The 25,623-nt window shown below is 40.5% G+C and carries 24 protein-coding genes; 21 read left to right on the top strand and 3 right to left on the bottom strand.

Features of this window, described 5'->3' with window-relative positions; all coding sequences use genetic code 11:
- Positions 1-82 precede the first annotated feature (82 nt).
- The 3 genes from ybeD to lipA all read left to right on the top strand — a co-directional run bounded on the left by ybeD (position 83) and on the right by lipA (position 2,293).
- Positions 83-346 (top strand): DUF493 family protein YbeD, encoded by a 264-nt coding sequence (gene ybeD / locus PSF42_RS16915; RefSeq protein ID WP_125894215.1) that lies wholly within the window; start codon positions 83-85, stop codon positions 344-346.
- Positions 347-575: 229 nt separating this feature from the next.
- A complete protein-coding gene (lipB, locus tag PSF42_RS16920) occupies positions 576-1,205 on the top strand; it encodes a lipoyl(octanoyl) transferase LipB (RefSeq protein ID WP_125894217.1) in 630 nt (209 codons plus the stop codon).
- 122 nt (positions 1,206-1,327) lie between these two features.
- Positions 1,328-2,293: a lipoyl synthase gene (gene lipA / locus PSF42_RS16925; RefSeq protein WP_213914222.1), complete on the top strand. Its 966-nt coding sequence runs from the start codon at positions 1,328-1,330 to the stop codon at positions 2,291-2,293.
- A 133-nt stretch (positions 2,294-2,426) separates the two neighbouring features.
- Here lipA and cspE read toward each other — a convergent pair whose 3' ends face one another.
- Together cspE and PSF42_RS16935 are read right to left on the bottom strand one after the other, a co-directional pair.
- On the bottom strand, positions 2,427-2,636 hold the full coding sequence (gene cspE, locus PSF42_RS16930) for a transcription antiterminator/RNA stability regulator CspE (RefSeq protein WP_004257099.1): 210 nt from the start codon (positions 2,634-2,636) through the stop codon (positions 2,427-2,429).
- A gap of 216 nt (positions 2,637-2,852) precedes the next feature.
- Positions 2,853-3,311, bottom strand: a complete 459-nt coding sequence (locus tag PSF42_RS16935; RefSeq protein WP_272680396.1) for a methylated-DNA--[protein]-cysteine S-methyltransferase — start codon at positions 3,309-3,311, stop codon at positions 2,853-2,855.
- Positions 3,312-3,599: 288 nt separating this feature from the next.
- Here PSF42_RS16935 and nrdH point away from each other — a divergent pair, with 288 nt between their 5' ends.
- The 11 genes from nrdH to emrB all read left to right on the top strand — a co-directional run bounded on the left by nrdH (position 3,600) and on the right by emrB (position 17,033).
- Entirely contained in the window at positions 3,600-3,827 is a 228-nt protein-coding gene (gene nrdH / locus PSF42_RS16940; protein ID WP_125894222.1) for a glutaredoxin-like protein NrdH, read from the top strand.
- An 8-nt stretch (positions 3,828-3,835) separates the two neighbouring features.
- Positions 3,836-4,249: a class Ib ribonucleoside-diphosphate reductase assembly flavoprotein NrdI gene (nrdI, locus tag PSF42_RS16945; RefSeq protein WP_125894224.1), complete on the top strand. Its 414-nt coding sequence runs from the start codon at positions 3,836-3,838 to the stop codon at positions 4,247-4,249.
- Positions 4,250-4,260: 11 nt separating this feature from the next.
- Positions 4,261-6,393 carry a class 1b ribonucleoside-diphosphate reductase subunit alpha gene (gene nrdE, locus PSF42_RS16950; protein WP_213914221.1) on the top strand — a complete coding sequence of 711 codons (2,133 nt, stop codon included), beginning with the start codon at positions 4,261-4,263 and terminating at the stop codon, positions 6,391-6,393.
- A gap of 13 nt (positions 6,394-6,406) precedes the next feature.
- Complete coding sequence (gene nrdF / locus PSF42_RS16955; protein WP_125894228.1) at positions 6,407-7,378, top strand: class 1b ribonucleoside-diphosphate reductase subunit beta; 972 nt, start codon at positions 6,407-6,409, stop codon at positions 7,376-7,378.
- 741 nt (positions 7,379-8,119) lie between these two features.
- Positions 8,120-9,319, top strand: coding sequence for a glycine betaine/L-proline ABC transporter ATP-binding protein ProV (gene proV, locus PSF42_RS16960; protein WP_125894230.1), 1,200 nt, complete (start codon positions 8,120-8,122; stop codon positions 9,317-9,319).
- A complete protein-coding gene (proW, locus tag PSF42_RS16965) occupies positions 9,312-10,487 on the top strand; it encodes a glycine betaine/L-proline ABC transporter permease ProW (RefSeq protein WP_125894232.1) in 1,176 nt (391 codons plus the stop codon). The genes proV and proW overlap by 8 nt, the downstream gene beginning before the upstream one ends.
- Before the next feature lie 102 nt (positions 10,488-10,589).
- The gene (gene proX, locus PSF42_RS16970; protein WP_272680397.1) at positions 10,590-11,585 is read left to right on the top strand and encodes a glycine betaine/L-proline ABC transporter substrate-binding protein ProX; all 996 of its coding nucleotides are present in this window, start codon (positions 10,590-10,592) and stop codon (positions 11,583-11,585) included.
- Positions 11,586-11,715: 130 nt separating this feature from the next.
- Complete coding sequence (locus PSF42_RS16975; protein ID WP_213914219.1) at positions 11,716-12,915, top strand: MFS transporter; 1,200 nt, start codon at positions 11,716-11,718, stop codon at positions 12,913-12,915.
- A gap of 654 nt (positions 12,916-13,569) precedes the next feature.
- Positions 13,570-14,085 carry a transcriptional repressor MprA gene (gene mprA / locus PSF42_RS16980; RefSeq protein ID WP_125894236.1) on the top strand — a complete coding sequence of 172 codons (516 nt, stop codon included), beginning with the start codon at positions 13,570-13,572 and terminating at the stop codon, positions 14,083-14,085.
- A gap of 216 nt (positions 14,086-14,301) precedes the next feature.
- The gene (emrA, locus tag PSF42_RS16985; protein WP_272680398.1) at positions 14,302-15,483 is read left to right on the top strand and encodes a multidrug efflux MFS transporter periplasmic adaptor subunit EmrA; all 1,182 of its coding nucleotides are present in this window, start codon (positions 14,302-14,304) and stop codon (positions 15,481-15,483) included.
- A 14-nt stretch (positions 15,484-15,497) separates the two neighbouring features.
- On the top strand, positions 15,498-17,033 hold the full coding sequence (gene emrB / locus PSF42_RS16990; RefSeq protein ID WP_125894240.1) for a multidrug efflux MFS transporter permease subunit EmrB: 1,536 nt from the start codon (positions 15,498-15,500) through the stop codon (positions 17,031-17,033).
- Positions 17,034-17,140: 107 nt separating this feature from the next.
- Here the strand turns inward: emrB and PSF42_RS16995 are convergent, their stop codons facing one another.
- Positions 17,141-18,235: a tRNA/rRNA methyltransferase gene (locus PSF42_RS16995; protein ID WP_125894242.1), complete on the bottom strand. Its 1,095-nt coding sequence runs from the start codon at positions 18,233-18,235 to the stop codon at positions 17,141-17,143.
- 169 nt (positions 18,236-18,404) lie between these two features.
- On the opposite strand from PSF42_RS16995, the gene PSF42_RS17000 reads away from it, so the two are divergent.
- The 7 genes from PSF42_RS17000 to PSF42_RS17030 all read left to right on the top strand — a co-directional run bounded on the left by PSF42_RS17000 (position 18,405) and on the right by PSF42_RS17030 (position 25,429).
- On the top strand, positions 18,405-19,106 hold the full coding sequence (locus tag PSF42_RS17000) for a tRNA-uridine aminocarboxypropyltransferase (RefSeq protein ID WP_272680399.1): 702 nt from the start codon (positions 18,405-18,407) through the stop codon (positions 19,104-19,106).
- 228 nt (positions 19,107-19,334) lie between these two features.
- On the top strand, positions 19,335-21,980 hold the full coding sequence (locus PSF42_RS17005) for a bifunctional acetate--CoA ligase family protein/GNAT family N-acetyltransferase (RefSeq protein ID WP_125894244.1): 2,646 nt from the start codon (positions 19,335-19,337) through the stop codon (positions 21,978-21,980).
- A gap of 159 nt (positions 21,981-22,139) precedes the next feature.
- The gene (pssA, locus tag PSF42_RS17010; protein WP_125894246.1) at positions 22,140-23,495 is read left to right on the top strand and encodes a CDP-diacylglycerol--serine O-phosphatidyltransferase; all 1,356 of its coding nucleotides are present in this window, start codon (positions 22,140-22,142) and stop codon (positions 23,493-23,495) included.
- A 73-nt stretch (positions 23,496-23,568) separates the two neighbouring features.
- Positions 23,569-23,901: a YfiM family lipoprotein gene (locus PSF42_RS17015; protein WP_272680400.1), complete on the top strand. Its 333-nt coding sequence runs from the start codon at positions 23,569-23,571 to the stop codon at positions 23,899-23,901.
- Positions 23,902-24,016: 115 nt separating this feature from the next.
- Positions 24,017-24,340 (top strand): antibiotic biosynthesis monooxygenase family protein, encoded by a 324-nt coding sequence (locus tag PSF42_RS17020; RefSeq protein WP_272680401.1) that lies wholly within the window; start codon positions 24,017-24,019, stop codon positions 24,338-24,340.
- Entirely contained in the window at positions 24,333-24,722 is a 390-nt protein-coding gene (locus PSF42_RS17025) for an amino acid-binding protein (RefSeq protein WP_125894252.1), read from the top strand. The genes PSF42_RS17020 and PSF42_RS17025 overlap by 8 nt, the downstream gene beginning before the upstream one ends.
- Positions 24,719-25,429 carry an ArsR/SmtB family transcription factor gene (locus PSF42_RS17030; protein ID WP_125894254.1) on the top strand — a complete coding sequence of 237 codons (711 nt, stop codon included), beginning with the start codon at positions 24,719-24,721 and terminating at the stop codon, positions 25,427-25,429. Before PSF42_RS17025 ends, PSF42_RS17030 begins: the two co-directional genes overlap by 4 nt.
- Positions 25,430-25,623: the final 194 nt, after the last annotated feature.

Genomic DNA, 25,623 nt, shown 5'->3' on the forward strand with positions numbered 1-25,623 from the left:
ATGAATACTTCTCATTGGCTGGTTTAATAATACCAGCCAATCTTTTTCAGCCAGCAGCCCAATTTAAAAATTAGGAGTGCCCATGAAAACGAAATTAGGTGAACTGCTTGAGTTCCCATGTCCATTAACCTACAAAGTAATGGGCTTGGCACAGCCTGAGCTGGTTGATCAAGTGGTTGAAGTGGTACAGCGCCATGCGCCAGGTGACTATAGCCCAGACGTAAAACCAAGTAGCAAAGGCAATTATCACTCAGTTTCTATTACTATTAATGCAACTCATATTGAACAAGTTGAAACCTTGTATACTGAGTTAGGTGCATTAGAGTTAGTGAAAGTAGTGCTTTAATCAAAACTGTATTAAAGACCCACATCAAAGGCCGAATAGTCTGTTGCTATTCGGCCTTTTTTCGTTTTGTTCCTCTACTTTAGCGTGGATTACATTTACACCTAAATAACATTTGATTCCAATTTGAATCACATTTTATGCAAGTACCAGATACGATGTTAGCTTGAAGTATGGCAAACATAGGCGTTATACTGCCCGCAACGATAAAGACAACGTGGACACCTAAATTTTGTCAGATAGATGTATAACCATACGCCAACTCGGCCTTGCTCCTTATCAAACTGTTTCTGATGCGATGCACCATTTCACTGAACACCGTACGCCTGAAACTCATGATGAAATATGGCTGGTTGAACATCCTCGCGTATTTACTCAAGGCCAAGCCGGAAAAGCAGAACACGTTCTGGCGCCTGGGGATATTCCAGTTATTCAAAGTGATAGAGGTGGCCAAGTCACCTACCATGGCCCAGGACAGCAAGTGATGTACGTGATGCTTGACTTAAAACGCAATAAAATTGGTGTCAGAGAACTCGTCAGCGCACTAGAAAATACCGTCGTGAATACCCTTGCCCATTTTAATATTGCAGCGTATCCTCGCCCTGATGCTCCTGGTGTCTATGTTAATGGCGATAAAATTTGCTCCCTCGGATTACGCATACGGCAAGGTTGTTCTTTTCATGGTCTCGCATTAAATATTGATATGGATCTTGAACCCTTTAACCGCATTAACCCTTGTGGTTACAGCGAATTAAAAATGACTCAGGTGAGTGACCTTGCTCCCAAAGTGTCAGTTTCTGATGTTCAGCCTGTGCTAATTCGCCAATTCTGTGACACACTGGGATTTCATATTGTTCAATAATAATGCTATAATTTTTAACAATTTTAAAAATTATTTTAATGAATGGATAACAGCCTCCATTTAGTTTTATTTAGAATTATCACTTATCCATCAGCATAAAAGATAACTGGAACCGTCATATTATGAGTAAACCAATTCAGATAGAACGCGGAATTAAATATCGTGACGCCGACAAAATGGCGCTGATCCCTGTCAAAAACGTTGTGACTGAACGAGAAGAGATTCTACGTAAACCTGACTGGATGAAAATTAGGCTGCCGGCTGATTCCACTCGTATTCAAGGTATTAAAGCCGCCATGCGTAAAAATGGCTTACACTCTGTGTGTGAAGAGGCTTCATGCCCTAACCTTTCTGAGTGTTTTAACCACGGTACTGCGACCTTTATGATTTTGGGCGCTATTTGTACCCGCCGTTGCCCATTCTGTGATGTGGCCCATGGTCGACCCAATGCACCGGATGCAAACGAACCTGAAAAATTAGCGCAAACAATTAAAGATATGGCATTACGCTATGTTGTCATCACGTCAGTTGACCGTGATGACCTACGTGATGGCGGAGCACAACATTTTGCTGATTGCATTCGTGCTATTCGTGAAAAAAGCCCATCAATTAAAATTGAAACACTGGTTCCTGATTTCCGCGGCCGTATGGATCGCGCGTTAGAGATTTTAACCGCAACACCGCCAGATGTGTTTAACCATAACCTTGAAAACGTGCCGCGTGTTTACCGCCAAGTTCGTCCAGGTGCTAACTATGAATGGTCTTTAAAATTACTCGAAAAATTTAAAGAAGCGCACCCCGATATCCCAACTAAATCTGGGTTAATGGTCGGTCTTGGTGAAACCAATGAAGAGATCATTGAAGTTATGCGCGATTTACGTCGCCATGGTGTAACGATGCTTACACTAGGCCAATACTTACAACCAAGTCGCCATCACTTACCCGTCAAACGCTATGTCAGCCCTGCTGAGTTCGATGAAATGAAAGAAGAAGCCATGGCTATGGGCTTCACTCATGCTGCTTGTGGCCCATTCGTTCGCTCTTCTTACCACGCTGATTTACAAGCTAAAGGTGAAGAAGTTAAATAGTCTCAACGGGTTAATTTATAGATGAAAAGGTCTGGTTTATATCAGGCCTTTTTTATTTTTTATAGATAAAAAAACTCGCCCTAGATAGCTAGGGCGAGTTTTCAGCTGTTCGTTTTAATCGTAATTATAAAAATTACAGAGGAATAACGTTAGCAGCAGATGGGCCTTTAGCACCTTCAGTAATTTCAAATTCCACTTTTTGGCCTTCAGCTAAGGTTTTAAAACCATCGCCCATAATCGCAGAAAAGTGAACAAATACATCTTTGCTACCATCTTCTGGAGTGATAAAACCAAAACCTTTAGATTCGTTGAACCACTTAACGTTACCTTTAACTTTAGACATCAAATATTACCTTTAAAATAAAATAGACACACCATCTGTATCGAGCTCAGTACATCAGATTTCTCAGTTACTTGTCTACAACCTAGATCACGAAAATGGACTAAAAAGGTAAAAAAATATTATTTATCGACAGAATAGGCTCTAATTTCGATAATAATTCTTAACAATAGTAATTATCACAACTAATAGTATTACTTATAGTTAATTATTTAGATTTTACTTCTCATGCAACAGTAACCAATCTTTAATATCTAAGCCCCCTGTATATCCCACTAATTTCCCATCGTGTCCAAGAACTCGATGACAAGGAACAATTAATGAGATTGGATTACGGGAGTTTGCCATACCGACAGCACGGCAATAATTAACGGATCCTAGCTTTAAGGCCAAATCTTTATAACTCCATCGCTCCCCATAAGGGATCCCACAAAGGTGTTTCCAGACTTTTTTCTGAAATTCTGTTCCCTGTGGGTTTAATGAAACCGTAAACGCGGTTCTTTTGTGATTAAAATATTCCTTTAATTCTTTCACACAAAGCTTGGAATGATCATTCTTTGTTTCTTTTTCTGTTTTTTCATCAACAAAATAGAGGCTAGTTACTCCGTCATCATCAGCCGTAATATGGATCCACGGTTTAGGAAATTTATCCGGGGTTGCTAAATATTGATGGTACATAGTATCTCCTCAAAAGGACTCAATTACCTGATTGTATATACAGTTATAGAGTAAATTATTTCCACTTTGCAATGATCTTTTTTCTTAGAGTGTCTCTTTGAATCATCTAATACACTATTTTTTTATTTTCAATGTTAATAACCACCTAGCCAACAATTAGAATAATTATCATTCAACATTTCATATTCACTACATATTGTATGGTTGATAAATTTAAAATCCATATATAGTATTTGTGTATCGCATATCTTATTTTTAATGCTAATAAACATTCAAAAGGTAAATAACATGGCTGAGATTACCATTTATAGTAAACCTAACTGCGTTCAGTGTAATGCTACTTATCAAGCCTTAGACCGCAAAGCGATTCCCTACCAAATAATTGACCTCACTGAAGATAGCCAAGCCCTTGAACTTGTAAAAAAATTAGGCTATCAGCAAGTCCCTGTCGTTATTGCGGGTGACAAACATTGGGCGGGTTTTCGGCCAGACATGATTAGCCTATTAGCCGCTTAGGTGACGTCATGGAAACGGAATCACTCATCTATTTTTCAAGTCGCTCAGAAAATTGTCATCGCTTTATTGAAAAGCTAGATGTCCCTGCAACACGGCTACCTATTGGCAATCATGAAAGTAGCTTAATTGCAACAAAGCCGTATGTTTTACTACTACCGACCTACGGTGGTGGCGGAACAAAAGGTGCCGTTCCAAAAGAAGTGATCCAATTTCTTAATATTGACGTCAATCGCGCACTTATCCGTGGTGTTATTGCCGCGGGTAATACCAATTTTGGTGATGCCTATGCGATCGCTGGAGATATCATCGCGCAAAAATGCCATGTCCCCTACCTATATCGTTTTGAACTTCTTGGTACTGATAAAGATGTTCAATCCGTTCAACGAGGCCTAAAAACGTTTTGGCAACGTACAAACAACTAGAGTTATTTCAAATGGATAAAATGCAAAATACATCAGATGTCGATTATCATGCACTCAATGCAATGTTAAATTTATATGATAACGAAGGCCGTATTCAATTTGATAAGGACAAAGAAGCGGCTCACCACTATTTTCGACAGCATGTGAACCAAAACACCGTATTTTTCCATGATTTAAAAGAAAAATTAGACTTTTTAGTACAAGAAAATTATTACGAAGAAAGTGTATTAGAACAATATGACTTTGAATTTATCAAAGCATTATTTAAACAGGCATACGCTCACAAATTCCGTTTTCAAACATTCCTAGGTGCCTTTAAATATTACACTAGCTATACACTGAAAACTTTTGATGGCAAACGCTATCTCGAACGCTATGAAGATCGCGTCTGTATGGTTGCCTTAACACTTGCTCAAGGAGATGAGTCCCTTGCTAAGTTATATGTCGATGAAATTATTACGGGTCGTTTTCAACCTGCAACGCCCACTTTCCTGAACTGCGGAAAAAAACAACGCGGTGAGCTAATTTCTTGTTTTCTTTTAAGAATTGAAGACAATATGGAATCTATTGGCCGCTCAGTGAATTCAGCTTTACAGTTGTCCAAACGAGGTGGTGGTGTCGCCTTTCTGATGACTAATTTACGCGAGCAAGGCGCCCCAATAAAATTGATTGAAAACCAATCTTCTGGGGTTGTTCCTGTCATGAAAATGTTGGAAGACGCATTTTCTTATGCGAACCAACTCGGTGCTAGGCAAGGTGCTGGCGCAGTCTATTTGAACGCTCATCACCCTGATATTATGCGTTTTCTTGACACTAAGCGTGAAAATGCGGATGAAAAAATACGGATTAAAACACTATCTTTAGGGGTAGTGATCCCTGATATCACTTTCCAACTAGCGAAAGATAACCAGGACATGTATTTGTTCTCCCCTTATGATATTGAGCGCATCTATGGTGTCCCTATGTCTGAGATTAGTGTTACAGACAAATACCATGAAATGGTCAATAACAAAGGGATAAAAAAATACAAAATTAATGCGCGTGAGTTTTTCCAAACTTTAGCTGAGATCCAGTTTGAATCTGGCTACCCCTATATTTTATTTGAAGATACGGCCAACCGAGCTAACCCTATCGCAGGACGCATTAATATGAGCAATCTGTGCTCAGAAATACTGCAAGTTAATCGCCCAAGTGTTTATGAAGACGATTTAAGCTATCAACAAATTGGTAAAGATATTAGCTGTAATTTAGGCTCCATGAATATCGCTAAAACGATGGATTCACCAAATTTCGCTCAATCAATAGCTGCTGCTGTTAGAGCATTGAGTGCGGTTTCAGATATGAGTGATATTCGTTCTGTCCCTTCCATTGCTGAAGGTAACCGGCAATCACATGCGATTGGATTAGGGCAAATGAATTTACATGGCTACCTAGCAAGGGAGCATATCTATTACGGCTCAGAAGAAGCGCTCGATTTCACCAATATCTATTTTTATGCCGTCACCTATTACGCATTAAAAACATCGAACCAATTAGCCATTGAAAGAAAAACTGCATTTGTTGGTTTTGAACATTCAACTTATGCCTCTGGTGATTATTTTGATAAATATATCAACAATATTTGGCTACCAAAAACACAAACCGTTCAGGAATTATTCCGACGTTCGGGTATCGAAATTCCAACTCGTGAAGATTGGCAGGCCTTAAAACAGTCTGTCATTACCTATGGGATTTATAACCAGAACTTGCAAGCGATCCCGCCTACAGGGTCTATCTCATACATCAATAATTCAACATCAAGCATCCACCCCATTGTTTCACGAATTGAAATTCGTAAAGAAGGTAAAATTGGTCGTGTTTATTACCCTGCTCCTTTTATGACGAATGAGAACTTAGAATATTACCAAGATGCTTACCAAATCGGTCCTGAAAAAATTATTGATACTTACGCCATGGCAACTCAGCACGTTGACCAAGGTTTATCTCTGACACTCTTTTTTAAAGATGATGCCACAACACGAGATATTAACCGAGCGCAAATATATGCTTGGCGAAAAGGAATTAAGACATTGTATTACATCCGATTACGCCAAACCGCCCTCGAAGGAACAGAGGTCGAAGGCTGCGTATCTTGCACTTTGTAATAGGAAAATATTTATGACCACCAGCACATCTAACACACCAGTAAAAGCCATTAATTGGAACCGCATTCAGGATGATAAAGACTTAGAAGTATGGAACCGATTAACCAGTAATTTCTGGCTTCCAGAAAAAGTGCCATTATCTAATGATATTCCTTCTTGGAATACCCTAACTGCTGCAGAAAAACAGCTGACTATACGTGTATTTACTGGCCTCACTCTACTAGATACCATTCAAAATACGGTTGGTGCGCCTTGTTTAATGCCAGATGCTCAAACACCTCATGAAGAAGCGGTTTTATCAAATATTAGCTTTATGGAAGCCGTACATGCACGCTCTTATAGCTCAATATTTTCAACACTTTGTTCAACGATTGATGTCGATGATGCATACCGCTGGAGTGAAGAAAACATTGCATTGCAAAATAAAGCGAAGATCATCCTATCTTACTATTGTGATTCACACCCTTTAAAGAAAAAGGTCGCTAGCGTCTTTTTAGAGTCATTCCTATTCTATTCAGGCTTCTATTTACCAATGTATTGGTCAAGTAGAGGGAAGTTAACTAATACCGCCGATCTTATACGTTTAATTATTCGAGATGAAGCTATACATGGCTATTATATTGGTTATAAATTCCAAAAATCATTAACACAATATGATGAGAATGCCCAAAAAGAAATTAAGGATTTCACATTCTCATTATTATTCGATTTATATGAAAATGAAGTGAGATATACCCAAGAACTTTATGACTCTGTAGGGTGGTCGGAAGATGTCAAAAAATTCCTTCATTACAATGCAAATAAAGCATTAATGAACTTAGGTTATGAAGCCTTATTTCCAGATACTGTCACCGATGTGAGTGCCGCGATATTATCGGCATTATCTCCTGATGCAAATGAAAATCATGATTTCTTTTCAGGCTCAGGTTCATCTTATATTATTGGTAAAGCAGTCAGTACCGAAGATGATGACTGGGATTTTTAACCAAATCGTTAATTTGATTTATCAATAAAAACAATTCACAATAAAAATCATACCATGATGAATTATAACGAAATTATTTATCATGGTATTTTTTAGTTCAATAAACGAACAATTTCGTTCGTTTTTTATATGTATATCTGTTCAATTATTCATTTTTAATGAGTTAATCTGGCCTTATTTCTCAATTCAATCAAGTTTCACTTTATTTTAGATAAATTTAATTAATGCATTTACTGTTAATTTCTTTTTTTTCACCTATCAACCTAGCATCTGTTTCACCTAAAAATAGAACAGAACATGTAATCCCCACATTGATAAATTAAATGTAAATTATTTTTAAATAAATTCAATCTCACCAGCAAGTTAACATTAACATGAATATTATAGAGGTTATTAGTATATAGCTTAGATATCGATTTTATTTACACGAATAAAATCATTATTCCTCTCTAATTTTTTGATTAATTATACTTAACCTAGGGTTGTCAGCTGATTTTATTATGCTAGGGTTTATTGCTTGCAAATTTTACTAATAACTCAAACGGAGGAATTTGAATTTAATCCATAATTAACTAGCCCATTAAACTAAATATAGGAATCTCTGCCCTAATAATTTTCAAAGGATAATCATAGTTAGAAAACATAGTTAGGAAACATAGTGTTAACTATCACTATAGAATTCATCACATTCAATATAGGTAATTTATCTTCCTTGTTGATTGAAAATTGGGTAAATAATATATGGCAATAAAATTACAAGTTAAAAATTTATATAAAATATTTGGGGATAACCCTGATCAAGCATTTAAGCTATTAGAATCAGGTATGAATAAAGATGATATCTTTGAAAAAACAGGCCTTACCGTAGGTGTTCAAGATGTTAATCTGACGATTGAAGAAGGCGAAATCTTTGTTGTCATGGGACTTTCTGGCTCAGGGAAATCGACCTTGGTGCGCCTCCTCAATCGCCTGATAGAACCGACTAGCGGGCAAGTCATGATAGATGGAGACGATATTTCCAATATCTCTGACAAAGCACTGCGCGAAGTTAGGCGAACAAAAATTAGTATGGTGTTTCAATCCTTTGCATTGATGCCACATATGAACGTTATCGATAACACTGCTTTTGGCATGGAACTTTCTGGTATCCCAAAAGAAGAGCGCCATAAGAAAGCCATGAATGCGCTTGAGCAAGTTAACCTTGAAAAATGGGCAAATTCATATCCAGATGAGCTATCTGGCGGGATGCGCCAACGTATCGGGTTAGCCAGAGCACTCGCCAATGATCCTGATATTCTGTTAATGGATGAAGCATTCTCAGCTCTCGACCCATTAATCCGTACTGAAATGCAAGATGAACTGCTCTCCTTGCAAGGGGACAAACAACGCACGATTGTCTTTATTTCCCATGATCTTGATGAAGCCATGAGAATTGGTGACCGCATTGCCATTATGCAAGGAGGCGTTGTCGTTCAGGTCGGCACACCTGATGAGATACTCAATAACCCCGCGAATGACTACGTTAAGACCTTTTTCCGTGGTGTAGATATCAGCCAAGTTTTCAGTGCTAAGGACATCGCACGCAGACGGCCAAATGCTCTATTGCACATCGCACCGGGTTTTGGTCCCCGTTCCGCGCTAAAAGTCCTCAACGATGAAGATCGCTATCACGGTTATTTAATCTCCCGAGGACATACTTTTGCTGGTGTGGTTTCTGTTGAATCCTTAGAGAAAGCGCTTCATGAAAAAGCAGGTATTGAAGCCGCAATTTTAACTGATATCGAACCCATTCAAGGTGATACATCCTTAAATGAAGTTATTTCTACAGTAGCACAGGCCCCTTGCGCCGTTCCGGTTATTAACGAAAAAAACCGGTATTTGGGCGTGATTTCAAAAGGAATGCTGTTACAAGCGCTGGATAAGGAGACACCAAATGAGTAAGCAAAATCAAGAAACAACGACGAACCAACAAGATCCATGGGCTGATACTGAAGTCACTGATACACCAACACAAGGTACTGAAAATACACCTGCTGATGACCCATGGGCAGCAACAAGCTCTAGCGAGACAAATACCTCTGCGGATGATCCTTGGGGCAATGCATCGGACACAACTACACCTGCTGATACCAGTTCGAGTGATTGGCTTGATGCCGCCCCAACAGATAGCATCATACCTGACCAGTTTAATATTATGGATCCCTTCCAGCACACACTGATCCCCCTTGATTCATGGGTTGCGCATGCAATTGACTGGGTTGTCCTCAACTTTCGTCCGGTATTCCAAGGGATACGAGCCCCTATTGATTTCATTTTGAGTGGGTTTGAACAATTTCTTACCTCACTTCCGTCCCCCGTTGCCATTATCATTTTCGCGTTACTCGCTTGGCAATTAGCAGGACGTGCAATGGGTGTGGCCACATTTATTTCGATGATAGTCATCGGAGCAATTGGGGCTTGGTCGGAAGCCATGGTGACACTCTCTCTGGTCCTCACGTCTTTACTATTTTGTATTGTGATAGGACTACCGTTAGGTATTTGGCTAGCGCGTAGTGATAGAGCGGCTAAAGTTATTCGCCCATTACTTGATGCGATGCAAACCACACCCGCATTTGTCTATTTAGTCCCGATTGTTATGTTATTTGGTATCGGTAATGTGCCTGGTGTCGTCGTCACCATAATATTTGCTCTACCGCCAATCATTCGTTTAACCATTTTAGGGATCAAACAAGTCCCAGCTGACTTAATTGAAGCCGCTGAGTCATTCGGTGCAAGTCCCCGCCAAATGCTATTTAAAGTGCAATTGCCACTGGCGATGCCAACCATTATGGCCGGGGTAAACCAAACCTTAATGTTAGCGCTGTCGATGGTTGTTATCGCATCAATGATCGCCGTCGGAGGCTTAGGCCAAATGGTCTTACGGGGTATTGGTCGCCTTGATATGGGTCTCGCATCTGTCGGAGGGGTCGGTATTGTTATCCTAGCTATCATTTTAGACCGTTTTACCCAATCTTTGGGGCAAGATACGCGCGGCAAAACATCATGTCGTTGGTATCAAAAAGGCCCTATTGGGTTAGTTATGCGCCCATTTTGTAAAAAAAACCATTAATCAAAACATCCTCCATTCACCTGAGTGCCATTCACGTGGCACCTAACTTGGCTCTTAACTTTAAAGCCAAGCTCGCTGCGAAAAAACAGAGGGAACAATATAATGAAACATAAAATCATTCTTGCATCTGCACTAACAGCCATATTTACCGTCCCATTAGCAAGTGCCGACGACCTACCGGGCAAAGGGATAAAAATTAACCCTGTTCAAAGTACGATCAGTGAGGAAACGTTCCAAACACTGATTGTGGCGAAAGCCCTTGAAGAGCTCGGCTATGATGTTCAACCTATCAAAGAGGTCGACTATAACGTGGCTTACGCCTCTATTGCGAACGGTGATGCAACTTACTTAGCCACCAGCTGGGTTCCTTTACATAATGCGCAATATGACGCCGCTGGCGGTGATAATGTGTTCTACCGCCAAGGCAACTATGTTGTCAATGCGGCCCAAGGCTACCTTATTGACAAAAAAACGGCTGAGAAATACAACATTACCAATGTTGAACAACTCAAAGACCCTAAAATTGCTAAACTCTTCGATTCAAATGGTAATGGTAAAGCGGATTTAACGGGATGTAACCCAGGTTGGGGCTGTGAAGCTGCGATTAATAACCACTTAAAAGCTTATGACCTAGAAAAAACGGTCGACCATAACCAAGGTAACTACGCCGCGATGATGGCGGATACCATTACCCGATATAAAGAAGGTAAGCCTATTTTATATTATACTTGGACGCCTTACTGGATAAGTGATGTCCTCAAGCCGGGTCGTGACGTGGTCTGGTTAGAAGTACCATTCTCTTCAATGCCAAATGGTGAAAAAACAGATACCACATTACCTAACGGAAAAAACTATGGTTTCCCACCGAATACCATGCATATCGTCGCCAATAAAAAATGGGCTGCGGATAACCCTGCTGCAGCAAAATTATTTGAAGTAATGAAGTTGCCTATTGCCGATATTAATGCGCAGAATTTAAGAATGCATAACGGTGAAGCATCACAATCAGACATTCAGCGCCACACAAATGCTTGGATCAAAGCTCACCAATCCACTTTTGATGGTTGGGTAAAGGAAGCCCAAGCAGCCGCTAAATAAGAACAAACAACCCAATTAATAACCTTAGCCACCCTAGCCGGTGGCTTTTTTGCATCAATGACAAAAAGAAATAAACCAAGGTAATAAATTTTGTTTATAGTAGTCGCCTAGCTAATAATAGGTAATCCTCATGAAACAGACCCAAACTGCAGAGCTAACAACAGGCCTCACTATTTTAATGGCCATTGCCACAGGTCTCGTCGTTGCCAGTAATTACTATGCTCAACCGCTTTTAGACACTATTGCGGGGCAGTTTAATTTAACCACGAATATGGCTGGGTTTATTGTCACTGCGGCCCAGCTGGGCTATGCGGCAGGTTTACTTTTTTTAGTCCCTTTGGGCGACTTGTTTGAACGTAAGCGTTTAATTTTAACCATGACCTTTCTTTCGGCATTAGGGTTATTAATTACAGCGCTTTCAAATAATGTTTGGCAAATCCTTTTAGGTACCGCCCTGACAGGGCTGTTTTCGGTTGTCGCACAGGTCCTGATCCCACTCGCTGCATCTATTGCTAAGCCACATAAACGCGGTAAAGCGGTAGGAATGATCATGAGTGGGTTATTACTGGGAATTCTACTTGCAAGAACCGTTTCAGGCGCTGTTGCTATGGTCGGTGGTTGGCGTGCTATCTATTGGGTGGCTTTTGCATTATTGATGCTGTTAATGATTGTTCTAGCAATTAAACTCCCTCGTTACCATCAAAAAACCAACCTAAACTATTTTCAGCTGATTTGCTCTATTGGCCGACTATTTTTTGGAACCCCAGTACTTGCGGTACGCGCTTCGCTCGGTGCATTATCATTTGCCAATTTTGGTTTGTTATGGACCGCAATGGCTTTTTTGTTAGCCAGCCCACCATTCAACTATTCTGAAGGGACTATTGGCTTATTTGGCCTAGTCGGTGCCGCAGGTGCACTCATGGCTTCCCAAGCAGGGCATCTTGTCGATAAAGGAAAAGGAAAAATCATCACAACAATCGGACTAGTTTTATTACTATTGTCCTGGATACCCATCGGTTTAGCTAAATATTCTCTCGTCGCCTTTATCATCGGAGTTTTGGTGCTAGACCTTGCGGTGCAAGCCGTCCATGTCACCAGTCAAAGTACGTTATATCGTATATTACCCGAAGCGCGTAATCGCCTAACAGCCGGCTATATGACGAGTTATTTCATAGGTGGAGCACTCGGCTCCCTGCTTTCAGGTTATGCCTATGAACATGCAGGTTGGGAAGGCGTAGCTGTTGCAGGGGCAATTTTGACGACCCTAAGTTTAATCATTTGGGCTATTGGTATTCGTTTTGACCCCATCATCACCATAACTGATGACTAGTTGCTACTCATACTGATATCAATCTCTTTTTAGATAACGATTTTTTGAGCTCTCCTTAATATATAAAAAATCATAATACATTAAAGTGATGAGCCTCAATCTTATCTACCAATATGTTGAACAAGTAAACCATTTATCATAGAACTAATAGTTATCAACTGTAATAGTAAACAAAGTAAATATTAGTGAATGACACAGTTAAACAAATACAATGACTCTATAAAAAGGTAGTATAACTGTTAAGATCTCAAATTACTGTTACGTCAAATAATGTTTTAATTATACAAAAATAGGTAGTTATACCTACTAACTAAGTGTATCTATCTAAGTTGTAATTATTGGGTAACAAAAAAAATGGTATTGAGTTAATGTCATGTGATTATATATTGTTTCATATGATTGAAATTAGCCTTTAATTGAGTGTTAAATTGGTTGTTTTGCAACCAAAAGTGACGCTATCAGTATAAAATAGTTAGTGCGCTATACTAAAATAGGTAAATTACATTCATAAAATTTATGAATCATGTATCATTATCAAAATAAAATCGGCGATATTAATTAAGTACAATTGCTAATTCTATCTTTTAATATACCATTTAGATGGTTGATGACAGTTGTAATCTTACCAACTGAAACTAATAAGGTATCCCAATAATGGAAAGTTCATTTACACCTACTGAAGAGTTACTCAATACTCGTGTAGAACAGCAAGATTCACATGAAAACCCTATTCCGTATCAAGAAATTCTTTTAACACGCCTATGTATGCATGTTCATGGGAAATTACTTGAAGCGCGAAATAATATGTTAAGGTCCCAAGGTATTAATGAAACACTATTTATGGCGCTCATGATCCTTGATACAAAAGACTCCCGCAGTATTCAGCCATCTGAACTCAGTGCTGCCCTTGGTTCCTCTCGAACCAATGCGACACGCATTGCAGATGAACTGGAAAAAAATGGTTGGATTGAACGCAAAGAGAGTCACAATGATAGACGTTGCCTTCATCTACACCTCACAGAAAAAGGGGCTGAATTTTTAAATGGTCTATTACCACCTCAACACAGCGCATTAATTGATATTTGGTCTGTTTTAGATATTGATGAAAAACAACAACTTAATACGCTGATGCGTAAATTACTGACAAAACTGGATACTATAAAAGATTAACCATTATTTTTGTAAGGTTAATGTATTTGAGCCATTCTTAAGCTCAACGGTGAAAAAAAACTTTTCACCCAATAATATATCATTATCCTTTCACCCTTATGCTTTACGATATCCCATCAAACAGCAAAATCATTTGTAGTCTCAGTTTCCAGTGGTTAACACCTAACTACTGGAAACAACCGTGATCCTTATCCATAAAAATGGAGAAATACGAGTATGAGTTCCCCTGAGGAAATGCAACAAACGCAAACTCACCAACCAAATAAAAAAAGACAACGCAAAAATGCGCTTATCTTTTTGACGCTATTGTTTCTTATTATAGGCGTTGGCTGGGGGGTCTACTGGTATCTCGTTCTTCGCCACTATGAGTCAACAGACAACGCTTATGTCGCGGGGAATCAGGTGCAAATACAATCCCAAGTTTCCGGGAGCGTCATGACGGTCAATGTGGATAATACCGATTTTGTAACCAGTGGTACCGTTTTGGTTGAACTCGACCCACGAGATGCCGAGTTAACCCTCGATAAAGCAAAAACAGAATTAGCAAATAGCGTGCGTCAGACCCGCCAGCACATGGTTAATAGCCGCCAACTCCAAGCCAATATTCAGGTAAAACGTTCTGAATTAAACCGCTTACAGAATGATTTAAAACGTCGAGAAGTGTTAGGCAGCAGCCATGTTATTGGTAAAGAAGAACTGCAACACGCTAGAGAAGCCGTTGTCAGTGCAAAAGCTGCGTTAGACATGGCAATAGAACAGTATAATGCGAATCAAGCCATCGTTTTAAATAGCTCAATTGAAAAACAACCGGCTGTAGAACAAGCAGCGACCCAAGTTAGAAATGCTTGGCTGACCTTACAACGAACTAAGATTGTTAGCCCTGTTGATGGCTATGTTTCTCGTCGCAGTGTACAAGTGGGATCACAAATCACCCCTTCAACACCGTTAATGGCCATCGTCCCTTCTAAGGGAATGTGGATTGATGCGAACTTTAAAGAAACACAACTTGCAGATATGCGTATCGGCCAATCGGCGAAAATCACGACGGATTTTTACGGTAAAGATATCGTATTCAACGGCACTGTTGTGGGACTTGATATGGGAACAGGTAGCGCATTCTCTTTATTACCTGCACAAAATGCCAGTGGTAACTGGATCAAGGTCGTCCAGCGCCTTCCTGTACGTATTGCCTTAGATGAAACTCAGCTTGAAGAGCATCCACTACGTATCGGTTTATCCACCGAAGTGACGGTTGATACGTTAGATAAAAACGGCAAAGTACTTTCTAAAGGGATGCGCGACACCCCCGCTTACCATACCGCTGCACTAGCGGTGGATATGTCTCCTGTCGACAAAATAGTTACTGAGATAATTAATAATAACCTAGGAAATCAATAGGTGGAGGTGCAATCGTGACGACAGCACCTTTAACGGGATCAAAACTCGCCTGGATGACGATTGCCCTTTCGTTGGCAACATTTATGCAAGTTCTTGATTCCACAATTGCTAACGTAGCTATTCCGACCATTGCTGGAAACTTAGGAGCATCCAACTCACAAGGGACATGGGTAATAACCTCTTTTGGTGTTGCCAATGCCATCTCCATCCCTGTTACTGGTTGGTTAGCGCGTAGGATTGGTGAAGTCAGGCTATTTTTATGGTCTACAGGCTTATTCGCTTTAACTTCATGGTTGTGCGGTATTTCCGGCAGCTTAGAGATGTTGATCTTATTCCGTGTTTTACAAGGTTTAGTTGCAGGGCCGCTCATTCCTTTGTCCCAGAGTCTGCTGCTTAATAATTACCCTCCCGCTAAACGCAATATGGCACTCGCGCTTTGGTCAATGACTATCGTGATTGCCCCGATTTGTGGACCTATTCTTGGTGGCTATATTAGTGATAACTACCATTGGGGCTGGATATTTTTTATCAATGTACCATTTAGTATTGCGATTATTTTTGCCATCATGCATACCTTAAAAGGCCGTGAAACTAAAATATCTATTCAGCGTATTGATACTATTGGTTTAGTACTCTTGGTTGTCGGTATTGGTGCGTTACAAATCATGCTTGACCAAGGCAAAGAGTTGGATTGGTTTAATTCAACTGAAATTATCGTCCTAACCGTTATTGCCGTTGTCGCAATTGCCTTTTTAATTGTTTGGGAGCTCACAGACGACCATCCTGTCATCGACTTGTCCCTGTTTAAAGAACGCAACTTTACGATTGGCTGTTTGTCCCTAAGTCTGGCTTACATGCTCTATTTTGGGACGATTGTCTTACTGCCACAATTGCTGCAAGAGGTTTATGGTTATACCGCAACCTGGGCTGGGTTAGCCTCTGCTCCTGTAGGGTTATTACCGCTACTGATTACGCCAATTATAGGCCGCTTTGGTAACCGAATTGATATGCGTTATTTAGTTACATTCAGCTTTATTATCTATGCCGTTTGTTACTATTGGCGTGCTTATACTTTCGAACCTGGAATGAGTTTTGCTGAAGCCGCTTGGCCACAATTTGTGCAGGGCTTAGCCATCGCTTGCTTCTTTATGCCTTTAACAACCATTACGTTATCTGGCTTACCACCAGAAAAAATGGCCTCTGCATCAAGTTTGTCCAACTTTACACGTACCTTAGCTGGAGCGATCGGGACATCGATAACCACAACCATGTGGACCCAAAGAGAGTCAATGCACCACGAAAACCTTGCTGAGTTTGTTAACCCATACAACCCAAATGCCCAACAGATGTACAGTGAACTGGCAAAAATGGGGATGAATGAGCAGCAAAGTGCAGCCTACCTAGCTAAAACCATTACTGACCAAGGGTTGATTATGTCAGCCAATGAGATATTTTGGCTCTCCGCTGGGATCTTTATCCTATTGATGGTAATTGTTTGGTTCGCTAAGCCCCCATTTGGGGCGGGTTCAAAAGACGGTGGTGCTCATTAATGAGGCCATCCCACTAAGTCGTCTTGATGACAGATATCAAAAAGCCATACATAGCAGGAAACACATCCTTTTATGTATGGCTTTAGATATCTTATAACGAAAAAGTATTATTTAACTTGGTTCTGCTGCCACCACTGCGCCAGCATAATTCCCGTTGCAACAGACACGTTCAAGCTTTCCACTTTACCTGTTCCGCCGATATACAGGCTCATATCACCTTGGTCCCACGTGCTATCACTTAAACCATCACTTTCTTGGCCTAAAACTAAGACCATTTTGGCAGGTAACTTCGCTTTTGCGAGATCTTGGCTGCCTTTATGGCTGGAAGTCGTCACAATGGTATAACCCGCTTTGCGGAATTTATCCAAAGTATCCGTTAATCCATCGGCATCAATCGCTTTAATGTGCTCAGCACCACCTTCTGCGGTACGAATTGCCGCACCAGACTCCAGCATGCCAGCATCCTGCAAAATCACCCCTTTGATACCAAAGTGCGCACAACTACGCATAATACCGCCCAGATTATGTGGATTTCCCACATCTTCCAGCGCTAATACACAGTCATTGCCTGTCGCTTGCTGCAAGTAAGCATCGGCACTCATACCACCACGTTTTTTGATGATAAAACACACACCACCATGATGTTCAGTTCCCGATGCTTTCGATAACTCTTCATCATCGACAACGTGGTAAGCCTTGCGATTTGCAGCCATCCATTTTAATGCATCACGAAAACGTGGCGTGACAGATTGCAAGAACCACGCGCGAACAATCGCATCAGGGCGGTTTTTAAACATGGCTTGGCATGCATTCTCACCATAGATACGGGTTTCTTCTTGGCGCTGCTTACGCAATTGTTCAGGGTCAATTTGGCTCTTACCGACAATTCCACCATGGTCATTCGCTAACTCTTCGCTATCTGGCTTAGAAACAGTGCGCCAAGGTGAACGTTCACGAGGTGCATCATTACGGTTATCGGAGCGACGACCTTCACGACCGCCTTCAGGGCGATTTGAGCGACCACCACGATCTTGGCGAGCACCATCTCGTCTATCGCCACCACGTTTGTCATTACCACGCCTATCATCACGGCCACCGCCTCGGCGTTTATCATTACCTGTCGTGTTGCCCTGCTCTTCACTGCGGACATACATCACTTTTACTTTGCCGTTTTTACCACTAAAATCATTCGAGTCGTTCATCACTATCCCCTACTAAGCTATGGCGCGAAGATTACATGATGTTGCATGGCTACGCTACCGATTCACACTATTATCTCATCTAAAAGTTATTGAATATACTTCTATCGTATAGAAATCGTTTTGCGTACAATATGCGCTTTCATTTTAGGCCTAAAAAATATCACTTAACATGACTCCGAATGCCGTTTATCACCTGCGTCAACAACGCCTCGCGTTATCGACTAAACCGTTTAAAGCGCGGGGCTGCCGAGTAAAACGTTGCCAATATTGCTTGTTACCCATCCCACAATGTTTGTGCCAAGACACCGTATCGTCACAAGCAAAAAGTCAATTCTGCTTGATTATGTTTGATGGCGAAGTATTCAAGCCAAGTAATACGGGAAAACTGATTGCAGATATTTTACCCGATACTTTGGCCTTTCAATGGTCAAGAACAGAGCCTGATGCGCAACTACTGGCGGCATTGCAAGACACTACAAGGCAACCTTACCTTATTTTTCCAGAAAGCTACGCTCAAAATGAACGTGTCGTGGTCAATGAACCTACTTTGTCGGATAAACCCGCTTTATTTGTTTTACTCGATGGGACCTGGCCAGAAGCACGTAAAATGTTTCGTAAAAGTCCTTATCTTAATGATATTCCGATGCTTTCAATTAATACCAAAGCAAGAACGGATTATTTACTACGTACGCCATCAAGGGAAGAACAACATTGTACTGCTGAGGTCGCCGCTACCGTTTTAGAACTCGCGGGAGATTTAAACGCGTCAAAACAACTATTTAGCCACTTCAATCTTTTCCGTCAAAAATATCTTGAAGGAAAACCACACCACCCTATTGCACAGAAGCTACTTACCGAATCCTACCTCTAACTATTTATTGGTACTGTTTTCCTCTTTCTTTTCGAGCCCAGTACCATTAAATGACAACTTTTAGATCGTCGTGCTAATAAAACGTGAACGTGCTTGTATAAATTAACTAAACTCACCGGATAAACTAGCGCAATCGCAAAGATTAGGCATAGTATTCATAAGTATTACTCAGCCAATTTTTATCTATTGGCCGCTTATCTCGTTCAGCAAAGCAAAGGGTTATCAACTATGGGTTTAGTCAGTCAGTTAGAATCTTTATTCAGGCCAAAGTCTATCGTTGTCATTGGAGCATCTGAAAATCCGGGCCGTGCAGGTTCGGTAATGATGAAAAACCTCCTTACCAGTGGCTTTAAAGGCCCTATTCTGCCTGTTAACCCAAACCGAGACTCTGTCCTTGGCGTGCTTGCCTATCCGTCTATAGATAAATTACCGCTCAAACCTGACCTTGCCGTTATCTGCACACATTACTCACGTAATATCACCTGTTTACAGCAATTAGGGGAAGCGGGTTGTAAAGTGGTGATTATTTTATCGTCCCCTTCAATTCAGTTTAATGAATTAAAAAAAGTTGCCCAGCAATATCAAATTCGCCTATTAGGCCCGAATAGCCTAGGTTTTTTAGCCCCTTGGCAGGGCTTGAATGCCAGTTTTTCGCCAATTCCAATCTTAAAAGGAAAACTCGCTTTTATCTCTCAATCTGCTGCGGTATCAAATACCGTTCTGGATTGGGCAAGGCACCGAGACATCGGTTTTTCTTATTTTATTGCCTTGGGTGATAGCATCGATATTGATATTGACGATTTACTTGATTATTTAGCGCGTGACAGCAAAACCAGTGCCATTTTGTTGTACCTCGAAAGCATTAGTGATGCACGGCGCTTTTTATCGTCATCTCGCAGTGCCTCACGTAATAAACCTATATTGGTGATAAAAAGCGGTCGCACCCGCAAAGCACAAGAACTTCTAGGCGATAAACCGAGCCTAGATGCTGCCTATGATGCTGCGATACAGCGTGCAGGGCTACTTCGTGTACAGGATACTCACGAAATGTTTTCTGCTGTCGAAACATTAAGCTACATGACGCCATTACGCGGTGAACGCCTTTCAATCATGAGCAATGGCTCAGCCCCTGCCGCGATGGCACTCGATGAACTTCTCTTGCGAAGTGGCAAACTTGCAACGTTAAGTATTGAAACAGAAAATGAATTAAGTTCACTTCTACCGCTTGATTTATCGACGAAAAATCCAATTGACCTAGGAGATGACTCCACCGTTGAGCGCTATATCAATGTATTGAACAAAATGCTCGACAGTCACGACCATGACGCTTTATTGCTTATCCACACCCCCAGTGCGATAACTGAAAGCAAAACCATGGCAGAAAAAATCATTAAAACCATAAAACAGCACCCACGCGGAAAATGGCTAACTATCTTAACTAACTGGTGTGGTGAATATTCATCTCAAGAATCTCGTCGGCTATTTAGTGAAGCGGGGATCCCAACCTACCGTACCCCAGAAGGGGCAATAACCGCTTACATGCATATGGTGGAATATCGCCGCAACCAAAAACAATTAAAAGAAACGCCAGCCCTTCCAGTAGGTATCACCGCTAATACACAACAGGCTCATGAATATATTCAGCAAGCATTGGAAAATAATAAGTTGCACCTGGATACACATGAAGTTCAACCTATTTTAAAAGCCTACGGGTTAAATAGTTTACCCACATGGATAGCGCACTCTAGCAATGAAGCCATTGAAATTGCAGAAAAAATTGGTTACCCCGTTGCTTTGAAACTGCGTTCTCCTGATATTGTACACAAGTCAGAAGTACAAGGGGTCATGCTCTATTTGCGCAATGCTAAAGAGGTAGAAGATGCAGCGAAAGCGATTATGGAGCGTGTTTCAACAAATTTTCCTAATGCTCGAATTGAAGGGCTATTAGTACAAAGTATGGCAAATCGAGCTGGCGCTCAAGAACTCAGAATCGCTGTTGAGCTAGACCCTGTTTTTGGTCCTCTTATCATGCTCGGAGAAGGTGGCATTGAGTGGCAACAAGAGAGCCAAGCGGCAGTTGCTCTTCCTCCACTAAATATGGCTTTAGCTCGCTACCTCGTTATTAATGCTATCAAAAGTTATAAAATCAAATCTCGAAGCGCTTTAGAACCCTTAAATATTATAGGGCTGTCAGCTTTATTAGTGCGCGTTTCAAATTTAATTATAGATTGCCCAAATATTACAAGGTTAGACATCCACCCATTGCTCGCTTCAGGGGATGAATTTACTTTACTTGATGTCTCAATGACATTAAGCCCAACAGATGATGCGACCACATCAAGGCTAGCGATCCGCCCTTACCCTAGTGAACTAGAAGAAACAATCCATTTAAAAGAAGATCTTACGTGCTTGCTACGTCCGATCCTTCCTGAAGATGAACCGTTGCTAAAATCCTTTATAGAACAAGTGACAAAAGAGGATCTTTATTATCGCTATTTTAGCGAGATCAGCGAATTTACCCATGATGACCTCGCCAATATGACCCAAATTGATTATGACCGAGAAATGGCTTTCGTTGCGGTAAAAAACCCAAATACTGCGCCTGAAATTATCGGGGTCACACGAGCAATGGCTGACCCTGATAACCAAGAAGCCGAATTTGCAGTACTGGTTCGCTCCGATATGAAGGGGCAAACACTGGGTTATCAACTTATGCAAAAGCTACTTAGCTACACTCGGAGTCACGGCATTAAAAAGCTAACAGCAATAACCATGCCTGAAAACCGTAATATGATAAGCCTAGCGAAAAAACTGGGCTTTGAGATTGACGTTCAGTTTGAAGATGGAGTGGTTAATCTGACGCTTCATTTATAAAAACCCCTAAGAACAGGGCTCAATTTGTATAGTAATTAAACAAGTCGTCAATTTATACTAAATGGTTTGGTTAAATATGCTATCATCCACAGATCATTCGCTTAAAAATGTGCGCAAAGCGAGTTGCTATTGGACTAATAAGAGAAAATTCACACTGTGATGTTGTCAAAATTAAAACAAGCAAAACATCAACAATATTTGGCCAGTTTACCAAAACTATCTCAAGAAGTTGCTGATGTAAAAACGCTATATAAGACAGAAGATTTTCGTGATGAACTGCTTAAGCAAATCTCTCAAGCTCAAAATACTATCTACATAACGGCTTTGTATTTAGAGAAAGACGATGCAGGCAAAGACGTACTTCATGCGCTATATGCTGCAAAACAAGCTAATACATCATTGGATATCAAAATTCTCGTAGACTGGCACCGTGCTCAACGAGGGCGTATAGGCGTTGCTGCAAATGCAACTAATGCCGATTGGTATTATGATGTTGCTCAGCATTATCCTGATATCGAAATTCCTATCTATGGTATTCCTGTCAATACACGAGAAGCCCTTGGTGTACTACACCTCAAAGGCTTTTTATTTGATGATACCTTGCTATATAGCGGAGCGAGTATTAATGACGTGTATTTACAACGTCATGATAGATACCGTTATGACAGATACCACCTGATTAAAAATGGGCAGCTCACCGCATCAATGAAAAAATTCATTGATGCATCATTATTGCCTGCCGAAGCGGTTCATTTGCTCAATACTGAAACTCGTCCTAAAACAGCAGAATTTAAGCATTTAATCAAACAATTTCGCTTAAGCTTAAGGGGAGCTTCTTACCAATTTACAGGAAATGCATCAAATGACGCATTATCGGTTACCCCTTTTGTCGGGCTTGGTAAGAAAAACGATTTAAACCGAGTCATCACCCACTTAATGGGTTCGACCAGTAATAAATTAACTATCTGTACACCTTATTTTAATTTACCCGCGGTTTTAGTCCGGATCATCAGCAGGTTACTGCGTGATGGTAAACAGGTTGAAATTATCATTGGTGATAAAACCGCCAATGATTTTTATATTCCTCCCGAAGAGCCGTTTAAAATTATAGGTGCATTACCCTATCTCTACGAAATTAATCTGCGTCGTTTTGTCAGCCGCTTACAACGCTTTATTGACAGCCAACAACTCACAGTCAGGCTCTGGAAAGATGGCGATAATACCTATCACTTAAAAGGTATGTGGGTTGACAATCAGTGGCAGTTGATCACGGGTAATAACTTAAACCCTCGTGCATGGGGCTTAGATCTTGAAAATGCAGTATTAATTCACGATCCAAAACAACAATTGCAAGAACAGCGTAGCCACGAACTCGCGTGTATCCGAACGCATACAAAAGTTGTTAACCATTATCGTGAACTGGACAGCATTCAAACCTATCCAGTTAAAGTGAAAAAATTAATCCGACGGCTACGTCGAATACGGGTCGATCGCTTAATTAGCCGCATTCTTTAGAATTTAAACAATAAGCGTCACACCAGTGGCGCTTTTATTTTGCAACTTTAATTTCCTAGGTATTTCAGCAAATATGCTCAAATTACTAATCATTAGCTTATTTATGTTTATTTTGGCTGGATGTCATGGTTTTCATTGGGCTAATGATAATTGGCAAGGTAAAGATAAAGCTCAGCATTTTGCATTTTCAGCGGCTATGGCTGCCGCTGGCAATGCTTATGCAGATAAACAAAATATACAACACCGTGATGCAGCCATATTCGGTATTCTTTTTTCTGTATCTCTTGGCGTAGCAAAAGAGCTTTATGATAGTAGGCCTACGGGCACCGGTTGGAGTTGGCATGATTTTGCCTATGATGTCGCCGGAGCAGTCGCTGGATATAGCATGTATAAATCCTTCAAATGATCCTCACCTTTCTTTTTCCAATCTTTTACATTCCTATTTTCAATATTTCGCTCACCATCGAAGTAACTATAAATTAAATCCTTATAGTTGAGCCATCTACATTAAGGAGAGTTTTATGATTGCCGTTATTTTTGAAGCCATCCCAATACCTGCGCAAAAAGACCGTTATTTCGAATTGGCAGCAAAACTTAAATCTGAACTGATGAACATTGAAGGGTTCATTGCTGTCGAGCGTTTTCAATCTGTCACAACAGAAGGAAAAATCCTCTCACTTTCATGGTGGGAAACAGAAGAAGCTATAAAAAAATGGAAAAACCACTTCATGCATATCAATGCACAAGTTGAAGGGCAGCAAGCCATTTTTTCTCATTATCGAATTCGAATTGCCCATACACTAAAAGATTATTCATTCAATAAAGAGGATAGTTACGATGTATGACATTCATGTTATTCTTGAAAACCAAGTGGGAACTTTAGCACTATTGGCAACAACATTAGGGAAACATGGTGTTGGTCTTGAAGGCGGTGGTGTTTTTTCTATCGAAGGAAAAAGCCACGCGCATTTTCTTGTTACCCAGCCAGAAAAAGCGCGTAGTGCCTTAGCAACGGTGGGTCTACAGATTGAGAGTATTACACAACCGGTTATCCGCAAATTAAAGCAAGAGCGCCCTGGCGAGCTCGGCGAAATTGTTTCGCAACTCGCGCTTCACCACATTAATATCTTAGTCCAATATAGCGACCACAATAACAGGCTAATATTAATAACAGACAATGATATAGTAACTGCTGAAGTGACAAAACCATGGGAAAGCCTACCATGATACCCAGCAAAAATAGCATTCTCATTGAAGAAAAAGAACCATTAGAACAATCCATCGCAAAAGTTGCTTCTGCAATTGCTGATCCTTCAAGGGTCAGCATTTTGTGTGCATTAATGGATGGCAGAGCGTGGACAGCAACTGAATTAAGCGCAGTTGCAGATATAGCGCCATCAACAACAAGTGCACATCTAGCTAAGCTTTTAAATAGCCACTTAATTAGTTGTCTATCTCAAGGAAGGCACCGCTATTATCGACTTGCTGGCTCAGACATTGCCGAATTATTAGAAACATTAATGGGGGTATCTATGAAATTAGAGTATACCCACCCAATAACAACACCTACACATCTACGAAAAGCACGCACCTGCTATGACCACTTAGCAGGAGAAATTGCCGTTCAGATCTACGAATTTATGGATAAAAATGGCTGGTTTACAGCTAAAGAAAATAAATTATCGATGATTGGTACCGACCAATTCAAAAAATTGGGGATAGATATTGTTCCTCATACAAAACGGAAAATAGCATGTGCTTGTTTAGATTGGAGTGAAAGACGTATGCACTTAGGAGGGCTCGCAGGATCATTACTGCTACAATTCTTTGAAGAAAACAAATGGATAGATAAAACAAAAGGCTATAGAGAAGTTACTTTTACTTCGGATGGTAAAAAAGCCTTAAAGCGTATATTTGATATTAATATAGCTTAAATTCTCCCCCCAAATAGTGAACAGTTACTTTCTATCCTAAAACGATTTAATAATATAGTTGTAGAACCAATTAAAGCAGACGTAAGACTGTGTTTTCCTCAAATAACGCTCCAAGCCACAATGGGTCATTATCCATAAAATTCAATAAGTTAATAATGTAAAAAAGCCCCGTGATTTTCATCACGGGGCTTTAA

Origin of the sequence: Providencia sp. PROV032 (genome assembly GCF_028484875.1) — a bacterium.
GTDB classification, from domain to species: domain Bacteria; phylum Pseudomonadota; class Gammaproteobacteria; order Enterobacterales; family Enterobacteriaceae; genus Providencia; species Providencia rettgeri_E.